Origin of the sequence: Natronomonas pharaonis DSM 2160 (genome assembly GCF_000026045.1) — an archaeon.
GTDB classification, from domain to species: domain Archaea; phylum Halobacteriota; class Halobacteria; order Halobacteriales; family Haloarculaceae; genus Natronomonas; species Natronomonas pharaonis.
On the sequence record NC_007426.1, the window covers coordinates 398,765 to 422,588 of the forward strand.

General features: G+C 64.4%; 28 protein-coding genes. 10 read left to right on the top strand and 18 right to left on the bottom strand.

Annotated elements, in window-relative coordinates:
* Window positions 1-76: 76 nt before the first annotated feature.
* The 3 genes from NP_RS01990 (at window position 77) to NP_RS02000 (ending at window position 2,251) form a co-directional block, all read left to right on the top strand.
* Window positions 77-856 (top strand): alpha/beta fold hydrolase, encoded by a 780-nt coding sequence (locus NP_RS01990; RefSeq protein WP_011322123.1) that lies wholly within the window; start codon window positions 77-79, stop codon window positions 854-856.
* Between the two features lie 93 nt (window positions 857-949).
* Window positions 950-1,654 carry a type 1 glutamine amidotransferase gene (locus NP_RS01995; RefSeq protein ID WP_011322124.1) on the top strand — a complete coding sequence of 235 codons (705 nt, stop codon included), beginning with the start codon at window positions 950-952 and terminating at the stop codon, window positions 1,652-1,654.
* Between the two features lie 261 nt (window positions 1,655-1,915).
* Window positions 1,916-2,251: a hypothetical protein gene (locus NP_RS02000; protein WP_011322125.1), complete on the top strand. Its 336-nt coding sequence runs from the start codon at window positions 1,916-1,918 to the stop codon at window positions 2,249-2,251.
* A gap of 141 nt (window positions 2,252-2,392) precedes the next feature.
* Here the strand turns inward: NP_RS02000 and NP_RS02005 are convergent, their stop codons facing one another.
* From NP_RS02005 to NP_RS02025, 5 genes are all read right to left on the bottom strand, one after another.
* Window positions 2,393-3,247, bottom strand: a complete 855-nt coding sequence (locus tag NP_RS02005) for an aminotransferase class IV (RefSeq protein WP_011322126.1) — start codon at window positions 3,245-3,247, stop codon at window positions 2,393-2,395.
* 1 nt (window position 3,248) lies between these two features.
* A complete protein-coding gene (locus tag NP_RS02010; RefSeq protein ID WP_011322127.1) occupies window positions 3,249-3,851 on the bottom strand; it encodes an anthranilate synthase component II in 603 nt (200 codons plus the stop codon).
* On the bottom strand, window positions 3,848-5,338 hold the full coding sequence (locus NP_RS02015; protein ID WP_011322128.1) for an anthranilate synthase component I family protein: 1,491 nt from the start codon (window positions 5,336-5,338) through the stop codon (window positions 3,848-3,850). Before NP_RS02015 ends, NP_RS02010 begins: the two co-directional genes overlap by 4 nt.
* A gap of 42 nt (window positions 5,339-5,380) precedes the next feature.
* Complete coding sequence (locus NP_RS02020; RefSeq protein ID WP_011322129.1) at window positions 5,381-5,908, bottom strand: helix-hairpin-helix domain-containing protein; 528 nt, start codon at window positions 5,906-5,908, stop codon at window positions 5,381-5,383.
* 63 nt (window positions 5,909-5,971) lie between these two features.
* Entirely contained in the window at window positions 5,972-6,766 is a 795-nt protein-coding gene (locus NP_RS02025; RefSeq protein WP_011322130.1) for a shikimate dehydrogenase, read from the bottom strand.
* Window positions 6,767-6,939: 173 nt separating this feature from the next.
* Here NP_RS02025 and NP_RS02030 point away from each other — a divergent pair, with 173 nt between their 5' ends.
* The 4 genes from NP_RS02030 to NP_RS02045 all read left to right on the top strand — a co-directional run bounded on the left by NP_RS02030 (window position 6,940) and on the right by NP_RS02045 (window position 10,367).
* On the top strand, window positions 6,940-8,265 hold the full coding sequence (locus NP_RS02030; RefSeq protein WP_011322131.1) for a D-aminoacyl-tRNA deacylase: 1,326 nt from the start codon (window positions 6,940-6,942) through the stop codon (window positions 8,263-8,265).
* 270 nt (window positions 8,266-8,535) lie between these two features.
* On the top strand, window positions 8,536-9,702 hold the full coding sequence (ftsZ, locus tag NP_RS02035) for a cell division protein FtsZ (RefSeq protein ID WP_011322132.1): 1,167 nt from the start codon (window positions 8,536-8,538) through the stop codon (window positions 9,700-9,702).
* A 51-nt stretch (window positions 9,703-9,753) separates the two neighbouring features.
* Entirely contained in the window at window positions 9,754-9,927 is a 174-nt protein-coding gene (locus NP_RS02040) for a protein translocase SEC61 complex subunit gamma (protein ID WP_011322133.1), read from the top strand.
* Window positions 9,927-10,367, top strand: a complete 441-nt coding sequence (locus NP_RS02045; protein ID WP_011322134.1) for a transcription elongation factor Spt5 — start codon at window positions 9,927-9,929, stop codon at window positions 10,365-10,367. The genes NP_RS02040 and NP_RS02045 overlap by 1 nt, the downstream gene beginning before the upstream one ends.
* Here the strand turns inward: NP_RS02045 and NP_RS02050 are convergent, their stop codons facing one another.
* A complete protein-coding gene (locus NP_RS02050; RefSeq protein WP_011322135.1) occupies window positions 10,368-10,673 on the bottom strand; it encodes a DUF7565 family protein in 306 nt (101 codons plus the stop codon).
* An 81-nt stretch (window positions 10,674-10,754) separates the two neighbouring features.
* On the opposite strand from NP_RS02050, the gene NP_RS02055 reads away from it, so the two are divergent.
* Complete coding sequence (locus tag NP_RS02055; RefSeq protein ID WP_011322136.1) at window positions 10,755-11,510, top strand: PHP domain-containing protein; 756 nt, start codon at window positions 10,755-10,757, stop codon at window positions 11,508-11,510.
* On the opposite strand, the gene NP_RS02060 is transcribed toward NP_RS02055, so the two are convergent.
* Both NP_RS02060 and NP_RS02065 read right to left on the bottom strand, forming a co-directional pair.
* Window positions 11,507-11,995: a metal-dependent hydrolase gene (locus NP_RS02060; RefSeq protein WP_011322137.1), complete on the bottom strand. Its 489-nt coding sequence runs from the start codon at window positions 11,993-11,995 to the stop codon at window positions 11,507-11,509. The two genes, NP_RS02055 and NP_RS02060, sit on opposite strands and share 4 nt — an antisense overlap.
* A gap of 93 nt (window positions 11,996-12,088) precedes the next feature.
* Window positions 12,089-12,589: a CinA family protein gene (locus NP_RS02065; protein WP_011322138.1), complete on the bottom strand. Its 501-nt coding sequence runs from the start codon at window positions 12,587-12,589 to the stop codon at window positions 12,089-12,091.
* A 106-nt stretch (window positions 12,590-12,695) separates the two neighbouring features.
* Here NP_RS02065 and NP_RS02070 point away from each other — a divergent pair, with 106 nt between their 5' ends.
* Entirely contained in the window at window positions 12,696-13,802 is a 1,107-nt protein-coding gene (locus tag NP_RS02070; RefSeq protein ID WP_011322139.1) for a pyridoxal phosphate-dependent aminotransferase, read from the top strand.
* A gap of 21 nt (window positions 13,803-13,823) precedes the next feature.
* Here the strand turns inward: NP_RS02070 and NP_RS02075 are convergent, their stop codons facing one another.
* The 9 genes from NP_RS02075 to NP_RS02115 all read right to left on the bottom strand — a co-directional run bounded on the left by NP_RS02075 (window position 13,824) and on the right by NP_RS02115 (window position 22,133).
* The gene (locus NP_RS02075; RefSeq protein WP_011322140.1) at window positions 13,824-15,299 is read right to left on the bottom strand and encodes a monovalent cation/H+ antiporter subunit D family protein; all 1,476 of its coding nucleotides are present in this window, start codon (window positions 15,297-15,299) and stop codon (window positions 13,824-13,826) included.
* A gap of 84 nt (window positions 15,300-15,383) precedes the next feature.
* Window positions 15,384-17,207 (bottom strand): Na(+)/H(+) antiporter subunit D, encoded by a 1,824-nt coding sequence (locus NP_RS02080; RefSeq protein ID WP_011322141.1) that lies wholly within the window; start codon window positions 17,205-17,207, stop codon window positions 15,384-15,386.
* Window positions 17,207-18,913, bottom strand: a complete 1,707-nt coding sequence (locus NP_RS02085; RefSeq protein ID WP_011322142.1) for a cation:proton antiporter — start codon at window positions 18,911-18,913, stop codon at window positions 17,207-17,209. The genes NP_RS02080 and NP_RS02085 overlap by 1 nt, the downstream gene beginning before the upstream one ends.
* Window positions 18,906-19,289, bottom strand: coding sequence for a sodium:proton antiporter (locus NP_RS02090; protein ID WP_011322143.1), 384 nt, complete (start codon window positions 19,287-19,289; stop codon window positions 18,906-18,908). Before NP_RS02090 ends, NP_RS02085 begins: the two co-directional genes overlap by 8 nt.
* On the bottom strand, window positions 19,286-19,840 hold the full coding sequence (locus tag NP_RS02095; protein ID WP_011322144.1) for an MnhB domain-containing protein: 555 nt from the start codon (window positions 19,838-19,840) through the stop codon (window positions 19,286-19,288). Before NP_RS02095 ends, NP_RS02090 begins: the two co-directional genes overlap by 4 nt.
* Window positions 19,837-20,424, bottom strand: a complete 588-nt coding sequence (locus NP_RS02100; RefSeq protein WP_011322145.1) for a DUF4040 domain-containing protein — start codon at window positions 20,422-20,424, stop codon at window positions 19,837-19,839. The genes NP_RS02095 and NP_RS02100 overlap by 4 nt, the downstream gene beginning before the upstream one ends.
* Window positions 20,421-20,777, bottom strand: coding sequence for a monovalent cation/H(+) antiporter subunit G (gene mnhG / locus NP_RS02105; protein ID WP_011322146.1), 357 nt, complete (start codon window positions 20,775-20,777; stop codon window positions 20,421-20,423). Before mnhG ends, NP_RS02100 begins: the two co-directional genes overlap by 4 nt.
* Window positions 20,774-21,058: a cation:proton antiporter gene (locus NP_RS02110; RefSeq protein ID WP_011322147.1), complete on the bottom strand. Its 285-nt coding sequence runs from the start codon at window positions 21,056-21,058 to the stop codon at window positions 20,774-20,776. The genes mnhG and NP_RS02110 overlap by 4 nt, the downstream gene beginning before the upstream one ends.
* Entirely contained in the window at window positions 21,051-22,133 is a 1,083-nt protein-coding gene (locus NP_RS02115) for a monovalent cation/H+ antiporter subunit E (RefSeq protein WP_011322148.1), read from the bottom strand. The genes NP_RS02110 and NP_RS02115 overlap by 8 nt, the downstream gene beginning before the upstream one ends.
* A 447-nt stretch (window positions 22,134-22,580) precedes the next feature.
* Here NP_RS02115 and NP_RS02120 point away from each other — a divergent pair, with 447 nt between their 5' ends.
* Window positions 22,581-23,399, top strand: coding sequence for a pantoate kinase (locus tag NP_RS02120; RefSeq protein WP_011322149.1), 819 nt, complete (start codon window positions 22,581-22,583; stop codon window positions 23,397-23,399).
* A 9-nt stretch (window positions 23,400-23,408) separates the two neighbouring features.
* Here the strand turns inward: NP_RS02120 and NP_RS02125 are convergent, their stop codons facing one another.
* The gene (locus NP_RS02125) at window positions 23,409-23,762 is read right to left on the bottom strand and encodes a DsrE family protein (protein ID WP_011322150.1); all 354 of its coding nucleotides are present in this window, start codon (window positions 23,760-23,762) and stop codon (window positions 23,409-23,411) included.
* Window positions 23,763-23,824 lie beyond the last annotated feature (62 nt).

The following is a 23,824-nucleotide window of genomic DNA, read 5'->3' on the forward strand; positions in this document are numbered from 1 at the left end:
GTCGACAGTCCCTCCCCGTGAGCGTACCCGCGATGGAAGCACAACGGGCATGTCCCCAGCGCTGCTTGAAACGACCATGCCGACGGTTACGACAGACGACACGACGCTCTACTACGAACGGTCTGACCACGACGGTCCGACCGTCGCATTCATCCCCGATGTCGGGTTCGGGCCGTGGGTGTGGGGCTGGCAGGCCCCGTCGCTTTCGGGACGATATGAGACACTCATCTACGCACAGCGCGGCACGGACGGCTCTGATGTCGCCGGCCCGTACACAATCGACCGGCTGGCGGCCGACCTTGAGGCGGTGCTCGCCGATGCTGGCGTCCGGCGTGTCCACCTCGTCGGTGCCGGCCTCGGTGCGATGGTTGCGCTCCGATACGGGCACGCATACAGCCGGGCGCGGTCGCTTTCGCTCTTTGGAGCGGCGGCCGACGGCGACCGAATCGATGCCGAGGCGCTGGAGGCGCTCCATCCGGCTGACCAGACCCGGTATCGGGAGTCGCTGTCGCTGGCCTTCACCGACCGGTTTCTCGTCGAAACCGGCGCGACAGACGACATTGTCGAGTGGCGGCGGGCGGAGGACGCGACCGGCGAGGCGCTGGCCGGCCACCGTGAGGCGGCGCTGTCCTTCGAGGCGCGGCCACTCTACGAGTTCTCGCTGCCGACGCTCGTCTGCCACGGTGTCGACGACCCTGTTGTCCCACAGGCGGCCGGCGAGGCGCTCGCCAAGGACCTCCCCCACGGCCGCTTCGAGCCGGTCGAGGGCAAGCGGTGCTGCTACATCGAGCAGTCTGTCGCGGTGACAGACGCGCTCGACGGATTCATCGACGCTGTGGACGCTGACGCCCAATAACCGGCCGTTCGGCCTCCAGAAGCGTGTCGTAGGTCGCTGCGAACCTTCCGGGTGCCGCGAGGCTTTTTTCCGTCCCCGCTGTAGCCGGCGGTGATGCGCCCCCGAATCGCGCTACTGGACGCTTCCCACAACGACCCGACGACCCCGCGGAACTTCCGCCGGGAGCTCGACGCTACTGTCGAGCGGTTCTCGGTGGTTGACGGCGAGTTCCCGTCGACGCGCCGGTTCGACGGACTGGTCGTGAGTGGGTCGCGGGCGTCCGTCTACTGGGACGAACCGTGGATTACAGCGACCCGCGAGTGGGTACGAAACGCCGTCGCCGACGGGCTGTCGGCGCTTGGCATCTGTTGGGGGCACCAGCTGCTCGCGGACGCTCTGGGCGGCACCGTCGAGCCGATGGGTGAATACGAACTCGGCTATCGGACTGTCAGCCACGGCGGTGCCGGTCTCTTCGACGGCGTCCCCGAGGAGTTTACGGTCTTTACGACCCACTCCGACGCGGTCACCGAACTCCCGCCGGGGGCCGAACTCATCGCGACAAACGACTACGGGGTCCATGGCTTCCGGCACGGGAACGTCTACGGCCTCCAATCCCATCCGGAGTACGACCCTGAGACCGCCGAATCGGTCGTCCGCGGAAAGGACCACCTCCCGGAGACGCGAATCGAGCGGGTCTGTGAGGAGATTACGCCGGCAGCCTACGAACGGGCACAGCCGGCAAAACGGGCCTTCGACAACTTCCTGCAGGTGGTCGAGCGAAACCGAACCCGACCGACGCCGCAGGTGGCCGACGACTAGTAACAGCCGTTGTGAGTGCCGTTTCTTCATTCACTGGTGGAGTGAAAAACCGTTCAGAACACTTGGTCATTCACAGCCTAACCGAGGCGGATGCCATTGGGCTCGCCCCCGAGGCCGTTGACCAGTGACTCTTCTGTTAGGTCCAATTGACGTTCGTAGCGTCGTGCTGAATAGAGGGCGCGAAATAGCATCAACCATCCCATCCTGACTGAGTTTCAATTTCTCGGCAAGATTTACATGATATCCGGTAAATCGTGGCATATGGACCTAGACTGGCAAGATTCTGTGGGTGTCGTTGCGCTTGGTTTGTTGGGAATCGCGTTGGTGTTGACGCTGGCCGGGATCGAGACCGTGGCAGGATACGAGGTACTTTCCGCTGGACAATCGGCATTCGGCTTCCTCGCAGCGGGGAACTTCACTTTTGGTGTGCTCTCCGCCGGCATCTTTTCAGTCGGGATATTCTCCGCGGGGGTTTTCTCGGTTGGAATTTTTTCAATTGGAATTTTTGCTGTTGGGCCGTTTGCTTTTGGGATTTACGCCATCGGATTCTACGCAACACAACAATATATCACATCTTCAGAAACAACTACTGGCTAATCGTTGGTGGCGAGTGCTGACTACTACCTCTATATTCAGCAGTCTTCCTTTGACATATTTCAGGTATATCGGTCACTCGTGCGCTGTATTGTCCAGACACTGGCTACGACTTCGTGAATAGAATCCCCGTGCTCACGACGACTAGTAACACCGCGTCTCGACGAGTTCGTCGTAGGCTCGGCTCAGCCGGCGTGTCGTCTCGCCGCCCCCGACGGTCGTTCCGTCGACGGTGGCTATCGGCCGAACCTCCCACGTCGTGTTCGTCAGGAACGCTTCGTCGGCCGCCTCGATGTCTGCCGGCCGGTAACGGCCTTCTTCGACCGGTATTCCTTCCGATTCGGCCAGCGACAGCACCGTTGCTCGCGTAATACCGGGCAGCAGCGCCCCCTTGGCGGGCGTCTTCAGCGTTCCCTCCTCGACGAAAAAGACGTTGCTCGTCGCTCCCTCGGCGACCGCTCCCTCGGTATCACACATCAGTGCCTCGTCGGCGGCGGTTCCCCGGAGTTCTATGCGGGCGAGGATACCGTTGAGGTAGTTGTGCGTCTTCGCCGCCGACGGCAACACTGACTCGGGCGGCCGGCGTGTCTCGACGGTGTGGACGGTCGCATCCGTCTCCCAGCAGTTCTCGCCGTCTCCCCCGCCGCGCGGCAGCGGCTTCGCATAGACAACGACAGTCGGGTCGGTCGCCGGCCCCGGTGTCAGTTTTCCTGACTGGACGCCGCGGCTGACCGAGACGCGGATATAGGCGTCCGCGTAGCCGTTTGCCTGTAGCGTCTCGTCGATGCGGCCTTGGAGGTCCTCGGGGACTGCTTCCGCCATCCCGAGCAGCCGGCACGTCTCCGCGAGCCGTTCCCGGTGGCGGTCCCACAGGAACACCTCGCCCCCATAGGCGCGGCAGGTCTCGAAGGCGGCGTCGCCGTACCGGAACCCGCGGTCGTCGACGTGGACCGTGGCGTCCTCGCGGTCGACGAGGTCGCCGTCGACGTGGTAGTACATATCAGTCCGTTTTACACTGCGAACAGAAGGCCGCTATCATCTGCTCGCCGGCGTCGGTCAGGATGCTCTCCGGGTGAAACTGGACGCCAATGTGGGGCCTTTCGCGGTGACGGACGCCCATGACGACGCCGCGCTCGTCGTCGGTACGCGCTGTCTCCACGAGCGACGCCGGCAACTCGCCCGGCTCGACCGAAAGTGAGTGGTAGCGCCCGACCTCGAAGCGGTCCGGAAGCGACGCGAAGATGCCGCGGCCGTCGTGGTTGATGACCGATGGCTTTCCGTGGACGACCTCCGGGGCATGGCCGACAGCGGCGCCGTTGGCGGCACACAGCGCTTGGTGGCCGAGACAGACTCCCAGTGTCGGATACGACAGCGACTCGAATATCGGCATCGACACGCCAGCATCGGTTGGTGTCCCCGGTCCCGGCGAGACCACGATGCCGTCGGGGTCGAGCCGTCCGATTCCCGCAGCGGATATCTCATCGTTGCGCCGAACCACAACGTTGGCGTGCGTGCCGACGTACTGAACGAGGTTGTAGACGAAGGAGTCGTAGTTGTCGATAACGAGCACGGTCGGCTGGCTCTCGGCGTCTTCCCCGGTCATCGCTTTGCCGCCTCCATCGTGAACGTCGCCCGCTCGGCGAGTGCTTCGTCTATCGCCGTTACGAGTGCCCGGCCCTTATCGAGCGTCTCGTCGTATTCGGCGTCAGGGTCGGAGTCGTCGACGATGCCGGCCCCGACGCGGAGATAGTAGCTGTCACCCTGCCGGACGAGTGTCCGGATGACGATGTTGAGTGTCGCTCGCTCGTCGAAGCCGAACAGGCCGATTGCCCCGGTGTACGGGCCGCGGCGGGTCGTCTCAACCTCGTCGATTATCTCCATCGTTCTTGGTTTCGGTGCGCCCGTAATCGTCCCGCCGGGGAAGACAGCCCCCACGGCGTCGGCGAGCGAACAGTCCGCCCGCCGGGTCCCCTCCGCGAGACTGACCAAATGCATCACTTCGGAGTAGCGGTCGACCCGTCGGTACTCCCGGACATCGACGCTGCCGTACTCGCTTACTTTCCCGAGGTCGTTCCGTTCGAGGTCGACGAGCATCGCGTGCTCGGCCCGTTCCTTCTCGTCTCCGAGCAGGTCAGCCTCCAGCCGTTCGTCTTCTGTCTGTGTCTCTCCCCGCGGTCTGGTGCCAGCGATGGGTTCGGTCAACAGCCTGTCGCCGTCGACATCGAGCAACAGCTCCGGGCTCGCGCTCACAAGGTCGACGCCGGGGAACTCCACGAGCGCCGAGTACGGGGCCGGGTTCACCCGTCGGAGGGCCGCGTACGCCGAGACAGGGTGGACTGTCGCCGGAGCCGAAAGCCGCTGTGAGATGTTCGCCTGGAACGTCTCGCCGTCGCGGATGTACGATTTGACCCGGCGGACGCGGTCGGCAAACGCCGCCCGCGTGCAGTCGCTTTCGAACGTCGCTTCTGTCCCCGAGACTGGCGGTTGGCCCACCGATGGGTCACCGTTTGTCGCCTTCGCGATGAGGTCGCGGGCTCGCTCAACCCCGTGCTCGTAGGCCGCCGACATGGAGTCGTACGCACCGACCTTCGGGCAGGCAGTTACCCGGAGCGTCGTCTCCTCGCTTCGCGGCTCCTCCCACGCCGCCACCCGGTCGTACGTGGCGACCTGTAGCCGCGGTAGCCCACGGTCGTCTCGGGTGTCGTCCGGCAACGACTCAAGCTCTCGAGCGATGTCGTACGAAAGCCACCCGAAGACGCCGCAGGGATACGGAACGTCACAGCCCCCTCGCTCAAGCGTCGTGCCTTCTAACAACGAGTCAACCGCTTCGAGCGATGGCGATTCGCCGTCGGATGCAACTGCGCTGGCGCGAACGGTCGTCCGTTCGCGGGGGTCCGTCGCAAAGTAGCCCCAGCCTGATTGGCCGCCGGTTGTCTCCAGATAGATATCGCCGCCATCGCCGTCTCGAGCGCGGCGGTACGCCTCGAAGGGGTCGGCGACGGTGACCCGCAGCTCGACGGGGACCCGCGCCGAATCCGGGGCGTCGGCCGCCGCACTGCGGAACGACGCCCTGTCGGTGACGACTCGCATTAGTACCTGAAAAGGGGGCAAGCGACAACGGCTTTGCGGTCCCTACCGTTCCTCGGCGTTTTCCTGCCAGCCGCTGATACGCTTTGCCGAGAGGTCGGTCTCGTCGGCGACCGCTTCGGGGTCGGCATCGAGTAGCTGCGTGACCGTTTCGATGCCGGCGTCGGAAAGTCGCTTCGCGTAGGCCGGGCCAATGCCGTTGACGTTTTCGACCGGCTCGTCCCCGCCTTCCGGTTCGTCCGGCACCGGCCCTGCTGCTTCGGCGCTTTCGGCGGCGACAGTGTCGGTACCGCTGTGGTCGGACACACCGGCACCGGCTTCAGCCGGCTCCGCGGCCGTCTCGGGGTCGCTCGTCGGCTCTTCTGCCATTGACCCTGTTGAAGCTGCCGCGTCGGTTTCTGCGGCGACGGCGTCGTCTGCGTCCGACGCTCCGTCTGTGTCTTCGTCCGCCTCCGATAGTTCGTCTGTGTCATCTCCCCCTTCCGGTTCGTGTTCGACCGAGACTTCGGTTCCGCTGGTACCTTCCGAGCGGCCAAGGCCGAACACTGTCCGTAGTAGTTTGAACACGCCCATATGCGACGTTTACGCGAGGAGATACTTAAAGCCGGGCGGCTCCGTCAACAACTGACAAATGGTTTATAACGACGACCGGAGCGCCTCGTTCATCGGTTCGACGGGTGCCGCTTTTCCGGTCCATATTTCGAACGCTTCGACGCCTTGGAACAGGAGCATCCACGCGCCGTCGATGGTTGTCGCGCCGGCCGCGTCGGCCTCCCGGAGCAACCGCGTTTCCAGCGGCGCATAGACGGCATCGAGGACGGCCAGCCCCTCGTGGAGGTGCCTTTTCGGCACTGGCGTCTCGTCGGCCTCCATACCGACGCTCGTCGCGTTGACCAGCACGTCGGCATCCGGGACCAACTCCGCCAGTTCGTCGAGTCCGTGGCCCGTCGCGTCGGGGACCTCCGTAGCGAGCGCTGTTGCCCGCGAAACCGTCCGGTTGGCGATGTGGACCTCCATCCCCTCATCGGCGAGGGCGAACGCTGCAGCCCGCCCGGCTCCGCCGGCCCCAACGACGACGGCGGTCCCGGAACGCTCGACATCGTGGTGCTGGAACGCCCGGATGACGCCGGCTGCGTCGGTGTTGTGACCGGTCGGCTCACCCTCGAAGTCGATAGTGTTCACCGCGCCGATTCGCTCGGCCAGCGGGTCCGGCTCGACTACGTCGAGTACGTCCTCCTTGAACGGTATCGTGACGTTCAGCCCGCGGACGCCGAGCGCCGACGCTCCCTCAAGCGCGGTATCCAACTGTTCGCTGGCGGGCTCGAACGTGACGTAGCGGGCGTCCAGCCCCAACGCTTCGTATGCTGCTTCGTGCATCGGCGGCGAAACTGAGTGCTCGACAGGGTTGCCGATGAGTCCGTAAACGTCCATACTCGTCGGCGTCGGCCCGCGGATACAAACCTTCTCCGGACGGTGGTGATGATGAGCCGATAAACTACATGGCACGATATTGAATGAGTGGCTCGGCGGAAAATCCACGCTCTGCCCCGACCGGACCTCCGTCGAACCGCGCTTTCTTTGCCGGCCGTCCGCTCCCACCGTGTATGCTCGCTATCGTCGTCTCTCGCGCTGACGAGGCTTCCGAACATATCGGCCGGAAGCTTCGCTCGCTTGCCGACTGGACTGAACACGAAGACGAACGCCGCGCTGACGGCGCCGGTGGCGGTACCTACTACCGGACCGACAGGGCGGAACTGCGCATCTTCGATGACCTCCACATCCACCTCGACGGAGCGGCGTCGGCGTTCGAGGAGCCGGACCTCCTCGTCTTTGCTTCGCGACACTCCGGCGACACCGGACCGCTGCTGACCGCCCACGCGACGGGCAACTTCGGCCCCGCCGAGTACGGCGGCGGTGACGGCTCGCTCGCCCGCGCGGCCCCGAACGCCCTCTCGGCGGTTCGCGATGCCTTCGAGACGCACGCCCCGGACGACTACGATGTCGGCATCGAGTGTACCCACCACGGCCCGAGCACGGTCGGCTGCTCGTCGCTGTTTGTCGAACTCGGTAGCGGCCCCGACCAGTGGCAAGACTCCGAGGGTGCGGCGGCGGTCGCGCGTTCGATTCTGTCGCTGCGGGGCGTCGAACCGCACACCGAGCGCACCGTCGTTGGCTTCGGCGGCGGCCACTACGCCCCCCGGTTTGACCGCGTGCTGACCGACACTGACTGGGGCGTCGGCCACGTGGCTGCCGACTGGTCGCTGACGGAACTCGGCGACCCCCGTGACTCGCGAGCGGTCATCGCCAAGGCCTTTCAGGCCAGCGGCACCGAGTTCGCGCTCGTCGACGGCGACCGGCCGGAGCTGGAAGCCGTCATCGAGGACCTCGGCTTCGAGGTCCTCTCGGAGACGTTCCTCCAAGAGACGACGGGCGTTCCGCTGTCGCTCGTCGGCCGCCTCGAGGACGACTGTGGCCCCATCGATGACGGACTTCGGCTCGGCGAGCCAGCAACTGGGTATGACGGCGAGTTTGTCACTGAGGAGCTTCCTGACGAACTGCTCGACGAGGCCAACGGCGTCGACCGAACGGCGGTCCGCGAGGCCGCTGACGCGGTAGCGCTGGCCTATGGAACGGCCGACGGCGGCTCGCTGGCCGTCGGCCCGGTCGCGCTTGCGGCTGCTGATGATTACCGTTCGCTCGTCGAGTCGCTCGCGGCGGTTCTCGACACGAAGTACGACAGCGTTGAAATCGAAGCGTCGACGGTCATCGCCCATCGGGAGGCGTTTGACCCGGAGCTGGCCCGTGACGCCGGCGTTGATGAGGGGCCGGCCTTTGGCAAGCTCTCATCCGGGGCCTCGGTCGACGTGGACGGCGAGACCGTCACGCCGGACGATGTCCATCGGGTCCGAGAGCGTCGGTTCGAGTTCTGAACACGGGGTTGACGACGCAGTACGACTCTCTTGTCAGGCTTCTATCGTGCAATCGTCGAGTAGCATCATCGCCGAGTGAATGCTTTTCGTTTGTTCGGATATTCAGCCGGAGCCAGCCGCCCTCCTCCATTTGATATCGCACTATATGATTTATACTGCTGTCTCTCTCCGAAATGGCCCCTCCCCCGATTGGCGTTTGTTTTTCCGGTCAGACGCCTGTCCGACGACGGGGAAAGATACTTTATGGGCGTGCGACACAACAGGCCACTAATGGACTCGATTATCGAAGACGCTATCGACGAAGCCGAAGAGGACGGGGAGGCGTCGTCCGGGGACGCGACGCCGACCGACTCCGCCGACGCTGGCACTACTGACGCCGATGTGAAGTCGTCGGGGACGATGACCGACGAAGAGCTGGCAAGCGTCGTCAAGGACCTCCAGACGAAAATTACCGTCGTCGGCTGCGGCGGGGCCGGCGGCAACACCGTCACCCGGATGGCCGAAGCCGGCATCCACGGCGCAAAGCTCGTCGCCGCCAACACCGACGCCCAGCACCTCGCCACCGAGGTCGAAGCCGACGAGAAAATCCTCATCGGCCGCCAGCGGACCGGCGGCCGCGGGGCTGGTTCCGTACCGAAAATCGGCGAGGAAGCCGCCCAAGAAAACCTCGAAGATATCACGAACTCTATCGACGGCTCCGATATGGTCTTCATCACCGCCGGACTTGGTGGTGGGACGGGGACCGGCTCTGCGCCGGTCGTCGCACAGGCTGCCCAAGACCAAGGCGCGCTGACCATCGCCATCGTGACGATTCCCTTTACCGCCGAAGGCGAGCGCCGCCGTGCCAACGCCGACGCCGGCCTCGAACGCCTCCGAGCGGTCGCTGACACGGTCATCGTCATCCCCAACGACCGACTGCTCGATTACGCGCCGAACATGCCGCTGCAGGACGCGTTCAAAATCTGCGACCGCGTCCTCATGCGGTCTGTCAAGGGGATGACCGAACTGATCACCAAGCCGGGGCTGGTCAACGTCGACTTCGCTGACGTGAAGACAATCATGGAGAACGGCGGTGTCGCCATGATCGGCCTCGGCGAGTCCGATTCCGAAAACAAGGCCCAAGACTCCATCCGCTCTGCCCTCCGGTCGCCGCTGCTCGATGTCGAATTCGACGGCGCACAGAGCGCTCTCGTCAACGTCGTTGGTGGCCCCGACATGTCTATCGAGGAAGCCGAGGGCGTCGTCGAGGAGATCTACGACCGCATCGACCCCGACGCGCGCATCATCTGGGGTGCTTCGGTCGACCCCGAGTTCGACGGCAAGATGGAGACGATGATAGTCGTCACTGGCGTCGAGAGCCCACAGATTTACGGCAAAAGCGAAGTCGAGCGTGAGCGCGCTGCCGCCGGCGACGACGACATCGACTACGTCGAGTAGCCCGACCGCCTAACCAACAGGTAAAAAACCCCCGAGACGAAACTGAGGCATATGAAAACGCCGACCGACCTCACGTCCTACATCCGCGTGTTGAAGCTCGCAAGCACGCCGACGTGGGATGAGTTCTCGAAGGTGGCGACCATCGCCGGCCTCGGCATCCTGCTCGTTGGCTTCATCGGCTTCGTCATCTTCTCGATTATGACGTTCGTGCCGGGTGGTCCGTGATGGCGATCTACTCGGTCAAGACGACTGCCAGTCAGGAACGAACCGTCGCCGATATGCTCATCAGCCGCGAGGAGGAAGGCATCCACGCCACGCTTGCTCCCGACGCACTGACGAGCTACGTGATGGTCGAAGCCGACGACACCGCGGCCATCAGCCGGGCGCTTGAGGATATTCCACACGCACGGACGCTCGTCTCCGAGCAGCCGTCGCCGTTCAGCGAGGTCGAACACTTCCTCAGCCCAAAGCCCGATGTCGAGGGCATCGCGGAAGGCGACATCGTCGAACTCATCGCCGGTCCGTTCAAAGGCGAGAAAGCGCAGGTCCAGCGCATCGACGAGGGCAAAGACCAGGTGACAGTCGAACTCTACGAGGCGACGGTCCCGATTCCGGTTACGGTCCGCGGCGACCAGATTCGCGTACTCGACTCCGAAGAACGGTAATCAGGCCTGCGGCTCCGCCGGTTCCGATTTGATACGGTCGACGACGCGCTCGATATCGGCCTGTTTCTGAATCTCCTTTGCGACCTTCTCGCGGTGTCGGATATCGTCGGTGTCTGCCTCGTAGTTTCTGAGGTACTCCGCCCGCGAGTGTTCGGTGAAGGCGTGTCGAATCGCAAAGAAGCCGTCGGGAACCGTCGTTCCGCACACTTTGCAGGTGTGCTGTCCGTGGGCCTCGGCCTGATGGACGAGGAGGTCCTCGACATCGTCGGTGGCGTACTCACAGCCGTCGATTGCGCACTCCCACATACCCGCAGCCTCGGTGTGCTGATATAAAATCTTTCCCGCTCAATCGGAACGGATAACGCGTGTCGGCCAGTAGCCGCCGGCATGGACCGGTTCCGGCTCGACGCACACGTGAAGGTACTCGACGAGACAGTCGCTGAACGGGCGAAGGCACGCGGTCTCGATGGCCTCGTTTACGCGCCACACTTTACTCGGCTACCCGATATCCGCGAACGGGCCGCCGAGTTCACCGACGACGACCTGCTCGTCGTTCCCGGCCGCGAGGTGTTCACCGGCGACTGGCGCAACCGGAAGCACGTCCTCGCGGTCGGACTCGAAGCCCCCGTCCCCGATTTCATCACGCTCGAAGCCGCGATGGCCGAGTTCGATAGACAGGACGCTGCCGTGCTCGCGCCGCATCCGGAGTTCGCGACGGTGAGTCTCGAAGCCCACGACATCCGCGCCCACCGCGACCGGATCCACGCCGTCGAGGTCTACAACCCGAAACACTTCGCGACACACAACGAGCGGGCCCGTGAACTGGCTGCAGAATTCGAACTGCCGGCGTTCGGCTCCTCGTATGCCCATCTCCCGGGAACGGTCGGCGAGGTCTGGACCGGTTTCGACCGGCGGTTCGAAACTGCCGACGAACTCGTCGCGGCGCTTCGGGAGGGCGTCCCACGCGGTGTCTATCACCGGGACGGGCCGCGGCATCGGCTCCGTTGCATGGCCGAATTCGGCCACCTGTTTTACGAGAACAGTTGGGGGAAAATCGACCGCCTGTTCCTCTCCGGAACCGAGCCGACCCATCCGGACCACATCGCCTACGACGGCCGGTTCGACGACGTGAGCGTCTACTAGACCGGCAGCTGTGCGGTTAGTTCGGCGATATCGACGTACGCCGGGAGGACGTGGACGATAGCCACCGCGACCGCCAACTCAACGCCGGTGACGATGAGCGTCACCGCGTTGGCAAACCGGCTGGACGTTGTCACGCCGAACGGCGAGCCGTACTCGGTACTGGAAAGCGGATAAAACAGCGCGATGCCCCGGCGGCTCCCCAGATAATCGAGTACGTAGTGGGTGAGAACGCCTATCCAGACGTAGCTGAGGTTCCCGAAGACGAACGGGAACGCGACAAAAAGCCCGAGGATGGGGAGGTTGTGCAGCGTTTTACGGTGCTTGCCGAATGCGGTGTCGACATCCGGAAACAGCGCCCCGAGGACGACCGGTACGGTCACGGCGACGACTGTCCGGAGCGTCTCCATCGACCCCGCGGGTTCGAGGACGAACCCGAGACCGACCCCGAGCACCACCGCGTTGAGGACGTGTCCCTCCTTGTTCATACACCCGGCAACAGCGCCCCAAATAAAGGTCGTTCGTGTTCGGGCCTCCGACAGCACCCCTCCGGTAGCCGGAACGCCCGACGGCTGCCCGTGTCAGCGTGGTTCCGACGCCGCTGCCGTCTTGAGGTCTTCGAGTGCTTGCACGGCGATCTGCCGCTTGATTTCCGTCCGCGAGCCGTCGAAGACGTATCGTTCGACCGACCACCACGAGTCGCCGGTCCCCCAGTCGGCGGCGCGGGCAACGCCGATGTAAACCGTTCCGACTGGCTTTCCCTCGGACCCGCCTTCCGGTCCCGCGATACCGGTCGTTGCGACGCCCCACGTAACGCCGGCGTGGTCGCGGACACCACGAGCCATCTGTTCGGCGACCGGCTCGCTGACCGCGCCCTCCGCGTCGAGTATCTCGCGGGGCACGCCGAGGTCTTCGAGCTTTGCATCGTAGCTGTAGGTAACGATAGACCGGTCGAAGTAGTCGCTTGCCCCCGGTATGTCGGTCAGTAGCGACCCGATGAGGCCGCCGGTACACGACTCGGCCGTCGCCACGTACTCGCCGCGGTCGGCCAGCATCTCGCCGACGGCGCGTTCGATATTCATACCGGGACGACGGCCCGTATCGACTTGAAACCGGGCGTCGAGTGGAGACTCCTGTCGACCGACCGAAAGCGACAGACCGACGTGGTCGGCCGCTGGTGCACCCTGTATGGGCGACTACGACCGACCGGTCTTTTTCCACCTGATGGAGTATGCGGCCAACGCCGACCGGGACGTCGTCGACATGGTCTCGGGCAACCCCGACTGGGAGCCCCCCGAGGCGCTCCGTGAGGGGCTTGCGGCGTATGTGTCCGCCGATGTCGACACGTTCCAGTACCCGCCGAGCGAGGGGCTCGCCGAGCTTCGTGCCGAAATCGCTGCCCGACGTGGTGTCGACCGCGAGCGGGTCGTCGTCACGAACGGTGCCGGCGAAGCCAACTATCTGGCGATGGCCGAGGCGCTCGAATCGCAGCCGGGCGATGAAATCCTGCTTGTCGACCCGGTCTATCCCTACTACCACAAGCGGACCGAACTGCTCGGTGGGACGCCGACGTTCGTCGCTGCCGACGCTGATGGACGCGTCGACCCGGCGGCGGTTCGTGCGGCCGCAAGCGACGAGACGGCCGCTATCGTCGTCAACTCCCCGAACAACCCGACGGGCGCGGTCTACGGCCGCGAAACGAAACAGGAACTCGTCGATATCGCCGAACGCCACGATGCGCTCTTGGTCTCCGATGAGGTCTACGACCACTTCGTCTACGAACCGGACGCCTTCGAGTCGGCGCTTGCCTTCGACTCCGCCAACGTCGCTGTCACCAACGCCTTCTCGAAATCGATGGCCATCACCGGCTTCCGTGTCGGCTACGGGGTCTACCCGGAACGACTCGTCGACGACATCCGAACCCGCCACATGCTCGTCAATGTCGCCGGCTCGCGGCCGGCCCAGCACGCCGTGTTACACGCGTTGCGTGAGACACCGGCCGAATACTACGAGCGCAACCGGTCGATGCTCGAAGAGCGCATCGATGCGTTCTGTGCGGCACTGGATGCGGCCGGCGCTGAGTACACCCGGCCACAGGGGGCATTTTATGTGATGGCACGGTTCGATGGGTATCCGGGAACGCTTGCACACACCGAGCGGCTCATCGACGAGGCGGGCGTCGCAGGGATGCCCGGAGATGCCTTCGGCGAGTCGCGCGCCGAGTGGCTTCGGTTTGCGGTCGTCACGCCGCGCGCAGAAGAGGCCGCAGAGCGGTTGGCGAACTACTTCGGGTAGGCTGCCGTTCGACGACCGTTTTTATGCGACCAGTCGTTCGACAGCCGTACTGACCGCCGCCTGAATCTCGGCGGAGGCGAAGCCGAGCAGCAGCCCGATTCCCGCTCCGATGATGATGGCGATTAGCATTCCCGTGGTAACCTTCGCCGCGTCGACGTCCTCGCCTTCGAAGGGATGGAAGTAAATCCGGTTGATGAACGGCAGGATGTAGCCCGCCGAAAGCAGCGTGCTACCGAGCACGAGCAGCGAAACCTGCCACAGCCCCGCCTCGAAGGCCCCCAGCGCGATGTACCACTTGCCGGCGAACCCGACCGTCGGCGGCAGACCGATCATCGCAATGCCGAGCACGGCGAAGGCCCCGGCCATTATCGGCGCTCGTTCAGCGACCCCGCTGTACTCCTTGAGCGTCCGGATGCCGCCGAACCGCAGAGCGAACATCCCGGCCAGCACGAACAGCGAGGCCTTGACAACGCCGTGGCCGAATATCTGGAGTATCGCGCCGAAGACCGCGGTCTCGTTTGCGATTGCGATGCCGACGAATATTAGCCCGAACTGCGAGACCGTCGAATACGCGAGCACGAGCTTGATGTGGTCCTGCAGGAGTGCGAAGAAGCTCCCGGCAAAGAGGCTAAAGAGGGCGGCGACGAGCAGCAGGTTCCCGATAACGGGGTTTGCCGCGATGAAATCGAGCGTGTAGACGGTAAAGAGCACGCGGGCAAAGGCGTAGACCGCGACGGCGGGCACCAGCGCGGAGATGACGGCGCTGATGCCGTCCGGCGCGGATGCGTGGGCGTCAGCCAGCCACGTGTGCACCGGGAAGAGCGCGATTTTGATGGCGAGCCCGACCGCCATCAGGATGAACGCGGCGACCACCACGGGGTCGGTGTAGCCGACAGCGGCCAGCAGCTCGGGCAGCAGCCGCATCGTCAGCGTCCCGGTTGAAGCAAGCACCAGTGCAACCCCAAGCAGGTAGAAGCCGGCTCCGACCGTGCCGACGAGCAGATACTTGAATGCGGCGTAGGTCGACCACCGGTATTTCGAGGCTGAGACCAAGGCATACGAGGAGATCGCCATGATCTCGAGGAAGACATACATATTGAACAGGTCGCCAGTGAGCAGGATGCCCATCATCCCGCCGACAAGGAGCAAGAATCCGCTGTAGAAGGCGTTCCCCCGTGGCCCGCCGATGCGAGTAAACACGAGCACGCCGAGACAAACCGCTAACACGAGCAGAAGAACAATAACTGAGAACTCGTCGGCGAACAGCTCGATACCGATAGGTACCTCGACACCGCCGAGCTGGTGGGCGAGGAGCCTGTCTTCTGCCCGCGGGACCATCCACGCGAGGGCAACCGACATCGCGAACGTCGCGGAGACGACGACGGCGGCGATGGCCCAGCCAACGTTCTTCCAGCGGACAGACGCCGCAATCGGCACCGACGCGGAAATCAGCGGCAGGAGGATGATGACCGCCAGCAGCCAGCTGTATGCGTCCATCCTACCGTCCCCCCTCGGCTTCGGCTTCGTGTTCGCTGTCCCGTCCAGCCGTCATCAGTCGTCGTGGCATGTATCCGGTCATTGTTAGATGAAGAGTGCGATAGCGAGCGCGACGGTGAGTACGCCGGCTGCGACGTAGATTGTCAGACCGATACCGAGTTTGCCGCCGGTCTTGCCCGGTGTGCTCTCATACCGGCGGTCGTAGGCGTCCTGCCAGCTCTCCGGGATGGCTCCCCGGATGGCTGTACTCGGCTCGTGGACCGTTCCGACGAGCCGCCAGCCGGTGCCGACGACCAGCCCGTCGACCCGGTTGTAGAGGCCACCGAGACCGCCCGAGAGGCTCCGGACGCCATAGAACGCCGCCGGGTCGTACACCTGGTCGACGTCGAACCCACCGTGGAGCCGGTCGATAATCGGCTTGCCGAGGACGAAGATAGCAATCCCGCCGCCGGCGAGGTAGCCCGCCTTTAGCAGGTGTGACAGCGAGTAGGGGCTAAGCTCAAGCCCGCCGGCCATCGGCAGGTACGGCACCAGCGCCTGATAGTAGACCCCGAAGACGACACAGGCGGCCGCGACAGCGCCGGCGACAACCGCGTGGCCGAGGTTCGCGTCCGGCGCATCAATCGGCTCCCCATCGAGGAAGGCGTAGTAGCCGAACTTGATGAACGACGCGAACGTGCCCATGCTGCCGACTGCAATCATCCAAAACAGGATGTCAATAGAGAAGTCGCCGACGATGACGACATCGGACGGGAAGTCGTAGTCGGCGGCGTCCATCACCATCCCCTTGCTGATGAAGCCGTTGAATCCGGGGACGCCACTAATCGACATGGCTCCGACGAGGAAGACGACAAGCGCAATCGGCGCGGAGGTACCGATAGCGCCGAAGTTGTTGAGCCGGTTTTCCTTCAACTGGAGAATCAGGATGCCGGCGGCCATGAACAGCAGCCCCTTGTAGAGGATGTGGTTGAACAGGTGGGCGAACGCGCCGGCGATGCCGAGCGCTGAGCCGACGCCGATGCCGGCGAGCATGATGCCGACTTGCGACTGGATGTGGTAAGACAGCAGGCGTCGCATGTCCTTTTGGGCCAGCGCAAAGCCCGCGCCGTAGATCGCCATTGCGGCACCGACGAACGCGAGCACGACGTTGCCGTCCGGGAACGCGCGGTAGGCGGCGTAGACGGCGGACTTCGTGGTGTAACAACAGAGGAACACCGACGTGGCGACGTGGGGTCGCGGATAGGTGTCCGGCAGCCAGCTATGCAGACCGATCATCGCGGTGTTGACGCCGATACCAACGCCTGCGAGGACGGCCGCAAGCGAGATTTCGGTGCCGGGAATCGGTGCGCCGCTAATACCCGTCCCGTCGAAATGCAGCGCGGTTGCGCTCGGGTCGGCCGTGAACAGATACAGCACGACACCGGCAAGCAGGAGGCTCCCGCCGATGGCGTGGGCAATCGCATACCGGTAGCCGGCCCGCACCGCAGCGCCGCCGGAAAGCCACACGAAGACCGTACTCGCGATGGCCATGACCTCCCAGCCGACGACCAAGCCGAGCCAGTCGCCGACCGTCACCGTCCACAGCGAGGCCCCGACGTAAGCCAGCCCCCACAGGAGGTGGCGGTTGTCGGTGTCGGCGAAGTACGCCCACGCGACCGCTGCCGCGCCGAACCCGCCGAATATGATGGCCATCAGCCGCGAGAAGTCATCGACCGAGACGACGATGACATCGAGCCCCATGAACGTGTACGTCGGGCCGATACCGTCCGGGACAAGGAGCGCCCAGCCGACGACCGCAACCAGCGCGGCGATGCTGACGCCGTGGGCGATTCGTCGCGAGACGAACGGGACGACAAGCGCCGCCGCGATAACAAACACCGTCGGCGGCACCGAGAGCAGTTCGTTCATCAGTTATCCACCTCCAGTGCGCCGTCGACGATTCCCTCGATGAGGTCGAAGAAGACGATGTAGTCCGGTGCAACACCGAAAATGAACATCAGCGTCGCGGTCGTCACAAGCGGGGCGACCAAAAGCAGCGTCGTCTCCCCGCCGTACCAGTTCGAGCGGTCCCACCCGCCAGCCGGCGGCAGCTCCGGACGGGCGTGGTGGCCATCGTCGTGGTGGTCGTCGTGGCTGTCGTCCTCGTGTTGGTCGTCCGAAGACACGCCGCCGTCTGTCAGGTACGCGTCGTCGTCGAACACACCGCCGAACGGGTTGTCCAGCACCGGCTTCTGGTCGGCGTCGTCCTCGGATTCGAAGAACGCGGTGTAGATAATCGGCCAGAAGTACGCCACGTTCAGCACGCCGGAGAGGACGAGCAGCGGTGCGACGAGCAGATAGCCCGCCTCCGCGCCGCCCCAAATGAGGTGCCACTTACTGACGAAGCCGGCCATGAGCGGAATACCGGCCATACTGAAGCTCGCCAGCCCGAACGCCCCCATCGTCACCGGCATTCGCTTTCCGACGCCGGCCATCTCGCTGATGTACTTGACGTCGAGTTCGACGTACAACGCGCCGGCACAGAGGAACAGCGTCAGCTTCGAGAACGCGTGTGCCGGGATGTGGAGCAGCCCGCCCATGAGCCCCATCCCGGACAGCAGCGAGAGGCCAAGCACGATGTAGGACAGCTGGGCGATAGTTGAGTAGGCCAGCCGTGCCTTGAGATTGTCCTGTCTGAGTGCAAACAGGCTCGCGATGAGGATTGTCGCGCCCGCGGCAATGGTCAACGGCAGCCCCATACCGATTTGCCGGACCGTCTCGGGTCCGAACACGTCGATGATGGTGCGAGCCACGCCGAACGCGCCGGCCTTGACGACCGCCACCGCGTGCAATAGCCCGGAGACAGGCGTCGGCGCGACCATCGCGCTCGGTAGCCACGAGTGCAGCGGCATCACAGCCGCTTTCACAGCAAAGCCACCGGCAAGCAGGGCGAAGGCCCCGCGTGCAGCCCATGGGTCCGCCGCCGCAACTGTCGCCAGCCCTTCGATGCCGCCCCGGGTGAAGGTAATCGTGCTGGGGTCGGTCAGCCAGTAGACCGCCAACATCCCGCCGAAGACGGCCAGCCCCCCGGAGAGCGCGTACGCGAGGTATTTGTACCCCGAGACGCGGGCCTTTTCGGACTCGTCGTGGGCGACAAGCGGGTAGGTCGCAAGCGTCAGCACCTCATAAAAGACCAACAGCATGAACAGGTTCGACGCGAAGGCGACGCCCAGTGCCGCCCCGACGCTCGCACACAGCATCGCGAAAAAGCGCGTCTGGAACGGCTCGTGGTGGCCGCGCATGTAGCCGATGCTGTATATCGCGGTGACCACGTAGAGGCCGCTGGCGACGAGGGCAAAGAGCATGCCCAGCCCGTCGGCCCGCAACACGAGTTCGATGCCCTCGACGAAGAACCCGAGGTCAGTCTCGTGGACCCGTCCGTTGAGAACGTCCGGCACCATACTGGCGACGATGCCGAACATCGTCACGGCGGCGAGAATCGACCACGCCTCTCGGATGTTGGGCCGGTTCTTCGAGAGGAAGATGAGCCCGACAGTGACAAGCGGGACGAGCAGTACGGCAAGCGGCCGCAGCGAGGGCTCGGTAGCGACGCTTGCGACGATTGCTTCAGTCATCGCTGTCACCTCCCTTGTCGCCGCCCTCGCTTGCGGCTATCTTCGCCTCGATTTCACGGGCATCGAGCGTGCCGAACTCCGAGTAGAGCCGGATGACAAGCGCCAGCGCCAGCGCGGTCAGCGAGACGCCGACGACAATCGCGGTCAACACGAGCACGTGCACGAGCGGGTTGGAGTGTGGCTCGCCGAACCCGATTATCGGCGGGTTGGAGTCTTCGACATAGCCGATTGTCACGAGCATTAGATAGACCGAAATCTGGGCGAAGTTGAGCCCGATTACCTTCTTGATGAGGTTCCGGTTGTCTATCATCATGTATATCCCGATGAGGAACAGCACAAACGCTGTCAGATAGTAGTGGTAGGTCCCGTCAATCATGCGTCATCATCTCCGTTGGAGTCGGATGTTCCGCCCTTCCCGCCCGTTTCGTAGCCGGCAGCGAGCCAGATTACCAGCCCGGTAATCACGCCGCTGACAAGCGCCGCGATGGCAACCTCAACGAGCTTGACCATGTTCTCGACGGAGAGTGGGAAGACGAACAGCTCCAGTACAGTACCACCCAGCCCGACCGCGGCCATGGCAATGCCGCCGAACAGGAACGAGCCGAGCACGAACAGCCCGGTTAGCCCGCGTGGGTCGAGCCATCGGCGAGTCGGGTCGAAGCCGAAGCCCAACCCGATGAGGACAATCGCCGACGCCATCACGACGCCGCCTTGGAACGCGCCGCCGGGGAGGCTGGTGCCGAACAGCGTCAGGTAGACACCGAAGGCGACGACAAACGGCGTCAGGATGCGCGAGACCGTCTTGACGACCGGGCTCTGGGCGTCGGTGGTGTTCGGTGTCCCGCCGTCGGGTATCGCTTCGGAGCCGGCATCGTCTCCGAGCGACCGTTCGATTTCCGTCGTCGGTGCCTCGCTATCGCCGTTCATAGGATGTCCTCCCGTTCGAGTACGACGAGAATGCTCACTGCGGCGGCGAACGCGACGATGAGTTCGCCAAGCGTGTCGAGGCCACGGTAGACCACAAGCACCGCGACGACAGCGTTGGGGAAGCCGGTCTCTTCGAGCGTCTCTTGGATGTAGTGGCCGTACGGTGTGAGCGACCCGTCGGCGTACGTCTCTGTCACCGCCGGCGCGCCCTCCGCGCCAACGGGGTCCAAAGAGAGGATGACGTAGCCGAGCGGAATCGCGAGGCCGCCGACCATCAGCACCGCCGGGATGTTCACTGGCCGGAACCGTCCGTCGGAGTCGCCCGTCTCTGCTTCGTCCTCGCCGGTCATCCCGGTTGTCTTCATTACGGTAATCAGGAACAGGACCGACGTGACGCCAGCGCCGACCGCCGCCTCGATGAGCGCGACGTCAGGCGCGGCAAGTAGCACCCAAATCACTGCGATGCCGAGTGTAAACGCGGCATACGTCACGATGCCGCCCACGATGTCCCGTGCGAACGCGACGAAGACGGCCGCCGCGACGACGAACAGGATGAGCGCGAACTCGAGGCCGAGCCACATCATTGTGAGTCACCTCCGTCGGCAGCGGATGCGGTATCGGTACCCGTGTCGTTGTCATCCACCGTCCAGACATCGACGTCTTGGCTGTATGCGGCACGGGTAATCGCGTGTGCCGCTGTCGGATTCGTGACGTAAATGAACACGAGCAGCAGACCGGCCCGAACCAGCTCCCCTGCAGTGCCGAAATACAGCCCCACAGCGGCGATGGCAAAGCCGGCCCCGAGCGTATCGGCTTTCGTCGCCGCATGCGAGCGCGTGTAAACATCCGGCAGCCGAAGCACGCCAACGGCGGCAACGAGCGTGAAGAACACGCCCAAGACGACCAGCAGGACGATGAGTGCAGTAACGAGCGTCATCGCCACTTTACCTCCCCATCACGGTATGCGAACCGGCCGACAGCCAGACTCAACACGAAGTTGAGAACGGCGTAGACGATGGCGATATCGAGATACTCCGGGCGGTCGAGTCCGGCGGCGACAAACGCGATGACGATGACCGTGCTGGTGCCGATGACGTTGATGGCGACGACCCGGTCGTGAGTCGTTGGCCCGGCGACAACACGATACAGCACGGCGACTGTCAGAACGACGACGACCGCCGCGCCGAGCACCATCGCCGCGGAGGCGTACTCAGTCATCCGCATCACCTCCTTCGTCGGTGCCGCCGTCTGTGATTGCTTCCGCTTTTGTTTCCGACGGCCGAATGAGTGGCTCTACATCGCCTCTGGCAGCCGGCCCCGGAAGCTCAAGCCCCTTCCGACCGTAGAAGAAAAACCGCACCGCTCGCTCGTGGAGACCATTGATGAGGTCCTCACGCGCCGATGGTGCCAGCGAGTGTACCAGCAGCTCGTTGCCGACGCTGTCGACGGTCAGCGTTCCCGGCGTCAGCGTGATGCTGTTGGCGAACGTGGTAAGCGAGAGCCCGTCGCCGACGGCGGCGTCGACGCGGTCGAGACAGGGGTCTATCGGCAGCGATGGATGCAAGACGACGTAGGCGAACTGGACGTTCGCTTTGGTAATCTCCCACAGCATATACGGGATGAAAAGCAGCCCGCGCCCGACCGTCGCCAGTGCGGCCCCGAGTTGTGGCGTCCGTTCGAAGGCGACGTTCCGAAGCAGGACGGCTGCGATGAGCGCCGTCACAGCGCCCGTCCAGAGTGCAAACGTGTAGGTCGGGCCGCCGAGGGCGATATAAAAGCCGAACGCGACAACTGCGATGATACTCCCCCGGACTAGCTCGGCGCCCGTCGGTCGCCAACTCCCTGAAGCGGCGGGAACTTCGTAATCAATGCCCGCCTCGGCGAGCGCTGCCCCGATATCCTGTAGCGGTTGTGCGGTCGCGTCGACGGAGTAGCTCCGGTCGATGACGACCCGCTCTATCCCGTGTTCCTCGACGTATCTGACGAGCAGCTCGAAGTGGTCTTCAGGGTCTGCGAAGTATTCGTCGGTGCCGAGTAGCTTCGCTTCTATTGAAACGCTGCCTTCGGCCGCGGCCGCAGCATACCCCTCAACCCGCGCGAGCAGTTCCTTGTCGCGGTTCAGTCCTTCACCGCCGACGTGGTGGCCCGGCGTGGTCAAAACGAGGTGGACGCTGCCGCCGCTTTCCGCTCCGTTGGCTACCTCAACCGCATAGTTGATTGTCTGCTTGAGCGTCGTTGAGGGGCTTATTGGGACAAGAACGTCATTTGCGACACTCATGATGGCGTCCTCCATAGATATTGGCTGCCCGTCGTATCCGGAGCCGACGTCGGGGGCCGGCCTGCCGACCGGGTGACCCCGGGACGGCGGTCACTTCGAGTCATGGTCCTCCGTCCGGTGGCCGGGGCAGACGCCCGGAAGCGTTGTTTGTCGTCCGTCGGTCGGCCGCCGAACTGCCCCACCGTCTCCGTAACAGGCGGTTTGGGGATAACCCATCTCCCGCTTTGGCTGGTTCCCCGACCGCCGGAGCCGTTCTTACAAGCGGTACCGACATACCGGTCGGGACGAACGCCGCACTGCCCGCATCCGTCTCGGGTACTGGGTCAGGCACGGGTGGTCACTACGGGGCCGTACATCTACCTGTACCAAAACGGTTTATCTTCTCGACGGCCGTGCTATCCGGCTACGCCGCTCGCGCCCGGAGTCAGCACCGTTATACGCCTCCATCGCACAGGGTCTTCCATGACAGACGCGGCAACGGCGTTCGTTCCGGGACACATAACGGGCTTTTTTAGCGCCCACCCGGACGACGACCCGACGAAGGCCGGCTCTCGCGGCGCAGGCGTCGCGCTTGATTCGGGCGTGACTGTCCGGCTTGAACCGGGCGACGGCGTCGAACTCAACGGCGAGTCGGCCGACATTGAGGCCGTCGACCGCGTTCTCGGGGCGCTGCGGGCGACCGCTCGCGTCGTCGTCGAAACGGACCTGCCGGTCAGCGCTGGCTTCGGCGTCTCCGGCGGCGCGGCGCTGGGGACGGCGCTGGCGGCGAATGCGGTTTTCGACCGCGGACTCTCCGAGAACGAACTCGTTACTATCGCCCACGGAGCGGAGGTACAGGCCGGAACGGGCCTCGGTGATGTGGTCGCACAGGCTCGCGGCGGATTTCCGGTTCGATTGGAGCCGGGCGCGCCGGCTCATGGCGCGATGGACGGCATTCCGGCCGTTCGTGACATCGAGTACGTCACGTTCGGCGAGCTTTCGACGGCCGATGTGCTCTCCGACAACACCGACGAACTAACCGCCGCGGGCCAGCGCGCGCTTTCGTCGCTCGTCGCCGAGCCGACCGTCGAGACGTTCATGGAGGCCTCCCGGCGCTTCGCCCGCGAAGCCGGCCTCCTGACGCCGCCGGTCGAAGAAGCAATCGAGTCGGTCGCCGACGCCGACGGCGAGGCCTCGATGGCGATGCTCGGCGAGACGGTTTTTGCGCTCGATGGTGGGCTCTCGGCGGCCGGCTACGATGCTACGCAGTGTGCCGTCTGCCTGCCGGGCGCACATCTCTGAGGCGGCCGGTCAGAACGTAATGACCTCGTAGCCGTCCTCGACGAGCGAGCGGATGCTGGGATGGCCGTCGTGTTCGTCCCGGCGGCCGACGCCGGCTTCTGAGACCGCCGCCTCCTGTTCGAACGCGCCGACACAGTACTCACAGACCTCTATTTCGTCCTTGACAGACAGATAGAGGTCGTGGTAGGGGTGGTCTTCGGATTCGAGCTCGCCGACCCACTGGGTCGCCGCTCCGTCGAAAATGAGCTCGATTTCGTCGCCAGCCTCACGGAACTCCCGTGCGGCTTCGAGTCCGTTGACCAACCGACCGGTGTCGCTCATGTGCTCTGTGCCCGCGAGAATCACGATTGCTGCTTTTGTCATCGTGCGGTCTTGGCAACGGCGGCGGTAAACGGCTGGCCGCCAATGTGCGTCGCCGGCAGACC